Source organism: Neorhizobium sp. S3-V5DH (assembly GCF_004343065.1).
Taxonomy (GTDB): Bacteria; Pseudomonadota; Alphaproteobacteria; order Rhizobiales; family Rhizobiaceae; genus Neorhizobium; species Neorhizobium huautlense.
This window is the reverse complement of sequence record NZ_SMCL01000042.1, coordinates 1-8,246: the sequence shown is the minus strand read 5'-3', so window position 1 is coordinate 8,246 and position 8,246 is coordinate 1. Positions and strand designations below refer to the sequence as shown.

5 protein-coding genes and 3 pseudogenes are annotated in these 8,246 nt (G+C 60.4%); 3 read left to right on the top strand and 5 right to left on the bottom strand.

Going from position 1 to position 8,246, the window contains the following annotated elements; all coding sequences use genetic code 11:
- Window positions 1–1,040 precede the first annotated feature (1,040 nt).
- From EDE09_RS27785 to EDE09_RS27775, 3 genes and pseudogenes are all read right to left on the bottom strand, one after another.
- Window positions 1,041–1,544: pseudogene (locus tag EDE09_RS27785) on the bottom strand (IS6 family transposase); the annotation flags it as partial.
- Window positions 1,545–1,679: 135 nt separating this feature from the next.
- The gene (locus EDE09_RS27780) at window positions 1,680–2,624 is read right to left on the bottom strand and encodes a dienelactone hydrolase (protein ID WP_132413596.1); all 945 of its coding nucleotides are present in this window, start codon (window positions 2,622–2,624) and stop codon (window positions 1,680–1,682) included.
- A 39-nt stretch (window positions 2,625–2,663) separates the two neighbouring features.
- Window positions 2,664–3,422 carry an SDR family oxidoreductase gene (locus EDE09_RS27775; protein WP_132413594.1) on the bottom strand — a complete coding sequence of 253 codons (759 nt, stop codon included), beginning with the start codon at window positions 3,420–3,422 and terminating at the stop codon, window positions 2,664–2,666.
- A gap of 97 nt (window positions 3,423–3,519) precedes the next feature.
- Here EDE09_RS27775 and EDE09_RS27770 point away from each other — a divergent pair, with 97 nt between their 5' ends.
- Window positions 3,520–4,422, top strand: coding sequence for an AraC family transcriptional regulator (locus EDE09_RS27770; RefSeq protein WP_132413598.1), 903 nt, complete (start codon window positions 3,520–3,522; stop codon window positions 4,420–4,422).
- 11 nt (window positions 4,423–4,433) lie between these two features.
- Here EDE09_RS27770 and EDE09_RS27765 read toward each other — a convergent pair.
- A pseudogene (locus tag EDE09_RS27765) lies at window positions 4,434–5,323 on the bottom strand (LysR substrate-binding domain-containing protein).
- A gap of 100 nt (window positions 5,324–5,423) precedes the next feature.
- Between EDE09_RS27765 and EDE09_RS27760 the strand changes: the two are divergent.
- Together EDE09_RS27760 and EDE09_RS27755 are read left to right on the top strand one after the other, a co-directional pair.
- Entirely contained in the window at window positions 5,424–6,293 is an 870-nt protein-coding gene (locus EDE09_RS27760; RefSeq protein ID WP_132413592.1) for an NmrA/HSCARG family protein, read from the top strand.
- Between the two features lie 39 nt (window positions 6,294–6,332).
- Window positions 6,333–6,686 carry an NAD(P)H-binding protein gene (locus EDE09_RS27755; RefSeq protein ID WP_348631335.1) on the top strand — a complete coding sequence of 118 codons (354 nt, stop codon included), beginning with the start codon at window positions 6,333–6,335 and terminating at the stop codon, window positions 6,684–6,686.
- Here EDE09_RS27755 and EDE09_RS28810 read toward each other — a convergent pair.
- Window positions 6,629–7,965 (bottom strand): annotated as a pseudogene (locus tag EDE09_RS28810) (NAD-dependent succinate-semialdehyde dehydrogenase). The gene EDE09_RS27755 and the pseudogene EDE09_RS28810 sit on opposite strands and share 58 nt — an antisense overlap.
- Window positions 7,966–8,246 lie beyond the last annotated feature (281 nt).

Genomic DNA, 8,246 nt, shown 5'->3' with positions numbered 1-8,246 from the left:
TGCCCTCAGCCATTGCGGTGTTGCGATCACCCCAATGACAAACGAGGCCGGAGCATCATAACAGACGCTCCGGCCTCTCAATGTATAAGGGCGGGTCAGGCCGTTTTTCCCGTCCGACCCGCCAACAGTCTGTTTGGCGACGTCTTTTTAGCAAACACAGAGGGTATTTCGCGTGAAATGTCCGTGACATAGATCGAACGATCTATAGCGGCGAATGACTGTCGGTGTTGCTCCCGAGCCACCGCCTGCAACGGTGGCTGTTGGTGTTGCGGATGTTGGTGGTGCCGCTGTCTGGCCACCTTCAGCAGCTCGTTAAATCGAACTGCTTGCCCTTTTGCCTCGAAGCTTGTCGGCTCGCTCCGTCGCCGCCTTGAGGAGGGCCTTCTGGGAAGTGGCATACCCCACCTGATCCAAGTTGCATCGCGCTCGCCGCCGAGGGATCTGGTGTTCCCGATGGGGCGCGAATGACCTTTGTATTCGACGCTTGGCACCGCTAACCCTCGTAGGTTGGCCACCAGCCGCGGGTAAATTCGGCGCTGCTTGATGCTCTTCCTGCCTCAAAATTTGGAAAGAAGGCGTCTACAAATCTAGGGGGTATTCAGAGTGCCAAATTTCCGCCGGAGCCTTCTTTCCATAGCAAGATGCATGTTCATGTCGAAATTGGCTGCTCCCCCGGCCTGTCCACTAGTTTCGCCGGCGGAACATTTTGGAGCCGCCCCCAGAAAATGAGGAGGACCGCCATTTCTGGATGATCGCTCCTGCAAAGGGGTGGTCCTTATCCCTTGAATATATCTCAGTGGTCGCCTCACATAGGTCGGCGGCAAGGCGGGACAATGCTGAATTCAGACTGATGGGCCAGAACTGTCTTAATTCAGGGTATCGATGGACGAACCATTGCCCTGTCTCGCAAGTAGCCATGATGTGCCCAAACGATCTTCGTAGAAGTATCGTGTTTCGCCGCCGTCCGCATCCAGGACAGATAGGACAGAACATCAACGATCTCACCACTGATGTCCCTGCACGAGATGGCACGCGTCACAGTTGTTGAGGCCTTTGTGTGATCCATGTTCAACGGCCGGCATCACATCTGGCTTTGCCGCCCGTATGAGCGCAGTTACTCGGTGATCATCCTCTTTGGCGCCAAGCCTTGCTTCTTCAGCAGTCTGACCAACAATCGTTTGGCAGCCTTGGTGCCGCGACGAACCTGTACGATTTCGTCGAGAACATATCGATCTTGGTCGACGGCTCGCCAAAGCCAGTGTTTTCGACCGGCGATCGTCACGACCACCTCCTCCAGATGCCAGGTATCCTTACCCGACGGCCTCTTTCTGCGTAGTCGCTTTGCGTAGGCCGCACTGAATTTGCGGCCCCAGCGCCGGATCGGTTCGTAGAACACGACTATCCCGCGCTCCAGCGGCATTTCTTCCGCCAGCCTCAGGCTTAACGGAAACCGGAAATACAGCCAGACCGCATGGGCGATGATCTGCGGTGGGAAACGGTGGTTCTTGTAGCTGATGGTTGGCGCGCTCATCACGTCCGGTTATCCGTCAACCGTTAAGTCACCAACAACGTGACAGCACCCTATCGACGGTTGCCACAGATTGCATTGAGCGCCCGCACGTGGCGCCCGGTGATTTATAACGTGCCGCGGCTTCAAACCTACCGATTTGCCTCGGCGGCTAGAGCTGCTTCTCTGTGACCGTCGCAAGTGATGCCGCTTCACGCTCAAGCGAAAGACGAGCTCGCGGCCAAGCCCCCTCGTCCGCCCCGAGTGCCGTCTGCAGCCAGGCGAGCGTCAGACGCCGTGTCGCTTCCAGTACGTCTGGTGCTTCAGTCTCTGTCTCCTTCGCATCGAGCGCCGCGATCCCGCCAAGGCCATGTCCGACGCCGTGCATCATCACCATCGCCTCGGCGCCCGGCGCATCGTGGAACGCATCCGCATGCCATTCAGGCCCGCGAGTTGTAAAATGCGGATTGTCCATGTCACCGCAAACGACCACGCTACGTGTCGAGAGCGTCGAGAAGTCGACCTCGAAGAACGGAAACCGTGCAGCACTCTCGGGCGTCATGTCCTTGCCGCCGCGTCCCGGCGTTGCCAGGAGAACGCCGGCTGTGATGCGTGGATCGGAAAAATCCTCGCGATCCACCTGCGCGCCGAGCAGGAGCCCGACGGTGTGGCCGCCAAAGGAATGGCCGGCCGCGCCGATGCGTGAATGATCCATCCGCCCAGCAACGCCCGGAGCCTGCCGTTCGATCTCCGGCAACTGGTCAAGGATAGCCTTCATCTCCTCGACACGCTCGCGCCAGAAGAACGGTGCGCCGGGTGAGTCCGATGGTAGGCCGCCGACCCGCGAACTCGCATGCGTCGGCTGGATGACGACGAATCCCCTCTCCGCCCAGAACTGGACAAGGGGAGCGTAGCCGTCCTTTGACGGGATATAGTTGGATGGACCGTAGCCATGCGACAGCAGCACGATCGGCAGCTTGTCGCCGTTTGCCGGCGCGGTCAGTCGCAGTTCAAGCGGCTGGTGCCCTGGCATCGGAAGACGGATTGGCGTGTAGGCCACAGTGAGAGTGGCTTCAGGCGTCGGAATATGCTTCGCGAGATTGATCAGATTGTTCATGGGTCTGGACCTTCAAAGGTGGATTTCGGATGATGATGTTTAGACGAGCAAATGATCCGCTTCGCGGAACGCGGTTTCCGCATCAGTGCCGGCAGGGATTTTCATCGGCGCGTCGTTCTCTGTCACAGACCTCCAGACGGCCTCTGCAACCGCCTCCGCCGTCGTAACCTCAGTGCCCGAACGCAGCTTCGTCATGTAGTCCTGGACGAAGGCGGTATATGGCTCGGGAATTTCCATGCCCATGCGCGAGACAGCATTCTTGCCGAAGCCGGTCGTCGGCGCCGAGCCAGGCAGGACAAGCTTGGCGCGGATGCCGAACAGAGCCGCCTCGAGCGCGAGGCTCTCCGTGAAGGCGTTGAGGGCCGCCTTGCTGGCGCTATAGACCGCAAGTGCTGGCAGCGGCCTTATCGTGACGGCGGAACTGACGTTGACGATGACGCCTGAGCGACGGGCCCGCATCTGCGGGAGAACGGCTTTGGTCATCGCCATCGCACCGAAGACGTTGGTTTCGAACAGCTCCCGGATCTTCGACATCTCCGTACCTTCAAGCACATTGAGCATGCCGACGCCGGCATTGTTGACCAGAGCATCGATCGTGCCGGCGGCTCCGATCGCCTTCGCGATACTATCCGGGTTCGTGACATCGAGCGGCAGGACTTCGAGCCGGTCGTTCGGCGGAAGCAAGTCGTTTCGCGGCGTGCGCATGGTCGCGACCACGTCCCATCCGGCGTTCAAGAATTTCTGTGCGATGGCGAGGCCGAAACCGGACGAGCAACCGGTGATGAGGATCTTTGGCATGTTCCGTCTCCTGACATTTGACTGAGCTGAAGATGGACCTAATCACCCGGACCTGCTATATGCATATGTCCAAAAGTGTTTAGCGGAAGTCCGAATGATGACCGATCCGGTTGCCGAAGTTGTTTCGCTACTCAAGCCAAGCCCGTCGATCTCAAAGCTGGTGACGGGCGGTGGCCAATGGCTGGTTGAGCGGACAGAGCTTGGAAGCCCCTTCTACTGTGCGGTCGTCGAAGGACGCTGCCTGATGACCATTGCCGGTCGCGATCCAATGATGCTGACCGCTGGCGACTTCGTCCTGGTCCCGAAGATCTTCTCGTTCACCATGAGCAGTATGGAACCGCCGCCGCGCGGCGCCCTTGCTCAGCGTCTGGAGACCAGCCCCGGTGTCTTTCGCCTGGGCGACCCCGAAGCACCGGCAGAGATCAAGGCTCTGGTCGGACACTGTGCTTTCGGCTCGGATGACAAAGCTCTTCTCGTGTCGCTGCTGCCGGAGGTCATTCATGTTCACGGCGAAGAGCGACTGATGGCTCTGGTCCGCATGATCAACGAGGAAACGAGGGCCGACCGTGCCGCGCGCGAGATGGTTCTCCACCGTTTGCTCGAGGTGCTGTTCATCGATGCGCTAAGGTCAGCAGCCAATGCTAAGGCGCCGCCGGGCCTCCTGCGTGGTATGGCCGATCCGCTGCTGGCGCCGACCTTGCGCCGGATCCACGAAGACCCGGGTCGAAGCATGACGGTGGAAACACTCGCTCGCGAAGCCGCCATGTCCCGTTCGACTTTCTTCGATCGCTTCCGCAAGGAAGTTGGTGTCGCACCGATGGAGTATGCGACCGGATGGCGCATGGCGCTGGCGAAAGAGTTTCTCCGGGAGGATATCGCGTTGGCCGAAATCGCCGAACGCGTCGGCTACGGATCGACAAGCGCCTTCAGCGTTGCCTTCAATCGGCATGTGGGAATGCCGCCCGGCGCCTATTCGCGCGCAGTCGCTGCTGCGGCGTAAGGCGTACGACCTTACCCGCCGATATAGGCGGCAAGTTCTTCAGGTGTTCCCTTGGGGAAGGCCTGCTTCATGAAATCGAGGAAGGCAGAGACCCGCGCGCTCAAGAGACGCCGCGATGGATAGAGCGCCCAGAGCGCGATCTCGGATCCTTCGATGTCGCCCCAGTGCTGCAATGTCCCATCATCGATATCGTGGCTCACCAGCGAGATCGGCAGGCGTGCTGCCCGACGCCTGCCCTCACCGCATCCCGAACCATGATGAGGGAGGACAGGACGAGAACGGGATCGATCCTGATCTTAGCAGACCCTTCTGAGGTCATGACATTCCAGGTCTCCTGGCTTCCCCCTCCCCGGACCACGCCGGGAACTGACTGACTGCTGGCGGGACGGGCGAGATCAGGACGTGCCACGACAACCAGGCGGTCATGCAGGAAGGCCCGACCGACGAGGCTCTCGTCCGGCGCCGGGTTGACGCGGATGACAAGGTCATACCCCTCCTCGATCATGTCGACGGCGCGATCTTCTGTGGTGATTTCAAGCCGGACATCAGGGTATTTCAGCGCGAAGCCTGCTGCAATCCTGCCCATGGCTGTCTGCGACAACAGAAGCGGCGCGCTGATCCGCAATCGACCACGAGGCTTTTCCGCGCCCGATGCGATCGCCGCCGCAGTCTCGTCCAGTTCCGTCAGCAGGACGGCGGTTCGCTCGTAGAGCGCCAGCCCTTCTTCCGTAAGCTTGAGTATGCGTGTGCCGCGTTCGAACAGCCGAAGCTGGAGTGCGGCCTCCAATTCCGTGACGCGCCTCGACAGCGTGGCTTTCGGACGTCCGGTGGCGCGGGCCGCTTTGCCAAAGCCGCCGTGGCGGGCGACGAGATTGAAGTCCGCAAGAGCAAGCAGGTCCATGGCGTTCCACCTGTGGGACGGTGCGTCTAAATTAGTCGTCGGGTCATTTCTGAACCAATCATATTCGGGGTGTCAAGCACACACATCCGGAGACACTTCCATGACCATCCTCATTACCGGCGCCACGGGCAATATCGGCGCGCAAGTCATCCAGCACCTCGTCAACCACGGTGCCGACGTTCGTGCCCTCGTTCGCGATCCGTCCAAGGCAACCTTTCCGGCCGGCGTTGCCGTTGTGAAGGGCGACCTCCTCGATGTGGACTCGCTACGCAGCGCATTCGACGGCGTCTCTACGTTCTTCCTGCTCAACGCCGTCGTACCGGACGAATTCACCCAGGCTCTGATCGCCCTTAATGTGGCACGGTCGGCTGGCATTGAGCGGATCGTCTACCTGTCGGTGATCCATGCTGACGTCTACGTGAACGTCCCGCACTTCGCCGGCAAGTTTGTCGTCGAGCGTATGATCGAACAAATGGGCATGGCCGCCACGATCCTTCGCCCGGCCTACTTCATCCAGAACGATGTGACGATCAAGGATGTCATCACCAGCAACGGCGTCTACCCGATGCCAGTCGGGGAGAAGGGCCTCGCCATGATCGATGTGCGTGATATCGCGGAGATCGCGGCTCTGGAGCTGCTCCGTCGTGAACAGGCGGCACAGCCGCTTCCCATCACCCGCATCAATCTGGTCGGCCCCGAAACACTCACCGGATCCGATATCGCCGCCATTTGGTCGGACGTCCTGGGACGCCCCATCAACTATGGCGGTGGTGATACGGCGGCCTTCGAGCAGAACCTCAAGCAGTTCATGCCCGCGTGGATGGCCTACGACATGCGCATGATGAGCGAACGGTTCCTGACCGATGGCATGCTGTCTGACGACGGCGATGTCGAGCGCCTGACGACGCTGCTTGGCCGCACGCTTCGCTCCTATCGCGCCTTCGCTCTGGAAACTGCGGCCTCCGCCTGAGGCAGGCCGTCCCACACGTCAAAAACAAGGACACTCGTCATGATCTATTCGACCGCAACCGTATCCGGAAATCCTAAAGGCGAAAACACGCCCACCCCCATGCTCACCTCTCCAACGGAAACAAAGCCAACCAACCTCCCAAAAATCCTGATCATCGGTGCCACCGGTCCGACCGGCCGCCACATCGTCCGCCAGGCCATTGCCCGCCGTTACGATGTTACCGCACTCGTCCACTCGCCGGAAAAAGCCGCTGACCTGACCGGAGCCACGATCGTTGTCGGCGATGCCCGTGACGAACGGCGCTACGTCAGGCATGAAAGGCCGCGACGCCGTGATCACTGCGACTGGCACAAGTGTGTGAGACTGCTGTTGACCGACACCGCGCCGTATTGAAGTGCATCCACCAGACGGCGCTGACACTTGCCGACCTGGGTGAACACGTAGGCAGACAGGCCAAATTCAAGGCCGTTTGCGGCGTGAAGCATTGCCTCGTCGTCCCTGAACGGCAGGATCTAGGCAACCGGGCCGAAGGGCTCCTCATGAAGAAGGGCTGCCTCGTCAGAAACATTCGTCAAAACCGTCGGTGGATAGAAGTAACCGTGATGTCCGATACGATTGCCGCCAGCAAGAACCCGCGCACCCCGGTCTCGCGCGTCGTCAACCAGGCGGGCGATGGCTTCTACACGGCGCTCGTTGGCGAGGGGACCGACCTTGGTGGCGGGGTCCATGCCGTCGCCCACCTTCGAATTTGCCGCGACCTCCGCGAAGCGGGTGGCAAATCTTTCGGCAATGCTCTCCTCAACAAAAAAGCGAGACGGGCAGAGGCAGATCTGGCCGGCATTGGTGAACTTGGCGCGGACCAGCAGTTCCGCCGTTGCCTCTGGATCTACATCGCTGCAGACAACAACAGGCGCATTACCACCGAGCTCCATCGTCACGGGCTTCATATGCAGGCCTGCCGCTGCGGCAAGGCGTTTGCCGATCGGGATGTTGCCTGTGAAGGTGATCCTGGAGATCACGGGCGACTCGATCACCTGCGTTGATACCTGATTGGCGTCCCCAAAACAACGGCGAGGGCTGCCGGGTGGACCCCCGCCTCCAGCAGAGCCTCGCCCAAGGCCAGCACGCAGCCCGGCGTTTCCGGAGAGGGTTTGCAGATGATGGCGCATCCGGCGGCGCGCGCGCGGGAAAACTTCTTCGCAGCAAGCGCCATCGGAAAATTCCAGGGCGTGAGCGCTGCGACAACCCCGATCGGATGTGGTTAAACCTCGATGTGCTGGCCCGCCTGTCGGCCCGGCACGGTCCGGCCGGCTATCCGGCGGGCCTGTCCTCCGCACCATTCGATAAAGCCCGCGGCACGATAAACCTCGTCACGTGCCTGAGCAAGGAGCTTGCCTTGTTCCAGCGTCAGCATCTCAGCGATGCGGTCGGCATCGCGCCGGATGATCCCGGCGGCATCTTTCAGGATACGTCCGCGCTCCCAAGCCGGCACGGCCTGCCAGGATTGGAGCCCGCTGCGGGCAGTCTCTATTGCCTCTGCAATATCGGCCGGCGCCCCATAAGCCACCTTGCCGATGCTCTCGCCCGTCGCTGGACTGATGACGTCAACTGCGACACCTTCTGAACCTTCGCGGCTCTTGCAGTTGATCAGGAGCTGGAATTTGCTGCTCATGGTGATCTCCAATGAAAGAACACAAGGGCAAGAACGCTTATTTTCGCGGCTTTTCCTTGGGTTCGGTTATGTTTTGACCGGCGTTTGGGCCGATCGGTTAAAGCTTCTCGGTTCGCAGAACGGGTTTTTGCCCGCCTGCGGTTCTGAACCATTCTCCAATTCGTGACCCTAACGCCGGTCTGTTTTCCGGCTTCGGTCACAGAGTGGCGTTCGGCTCCCGGCTTCCCATTCTCCTTTAAGAGCGCAACCCAGGCCTGCCGGGCTCGCTAGCTTCCCATCAG

Bases quoted from the DNA above. Each gene is read 5' to 3' on its own strand.
- EDE09_RS27755 (WP_348631335.1), top strand. From the start codon at position 6,333: ATGATCTATTCGACCGCAACCGTATCCGGAAATCCTAAAGGCGAAAAC.
- EDE09_RS27775 (WP_132413594.1), bottom strand. From the start codon at position 3,422: ATGCCAAAGATCCTCATCACCGGTTGCTCGTCCGGTTTCGGCCTCGCC.
- EDE09_RS27770 (WP_132413598.1), top strand. From the start codon at position 3,520: ATGACCGATCCGGTTGCCGAAGTTGTTTCGCTACTCAAGCCAAGCCCG.
- EDE09_RS27780 (WP_132413596.1), bottom strand. From the start codon at position 2,624: ATGAACAATCTGATCAATCTCGCGAAGCATATTCCGACGCCTGAAGCC.
- EDE09_RS27760 (WP_132413592.1), top strand. From the start codon at position 5,424: ATGACCATCCTCATTACCGGCGCCACGGGCAATATCGGCGCGCAAGTC.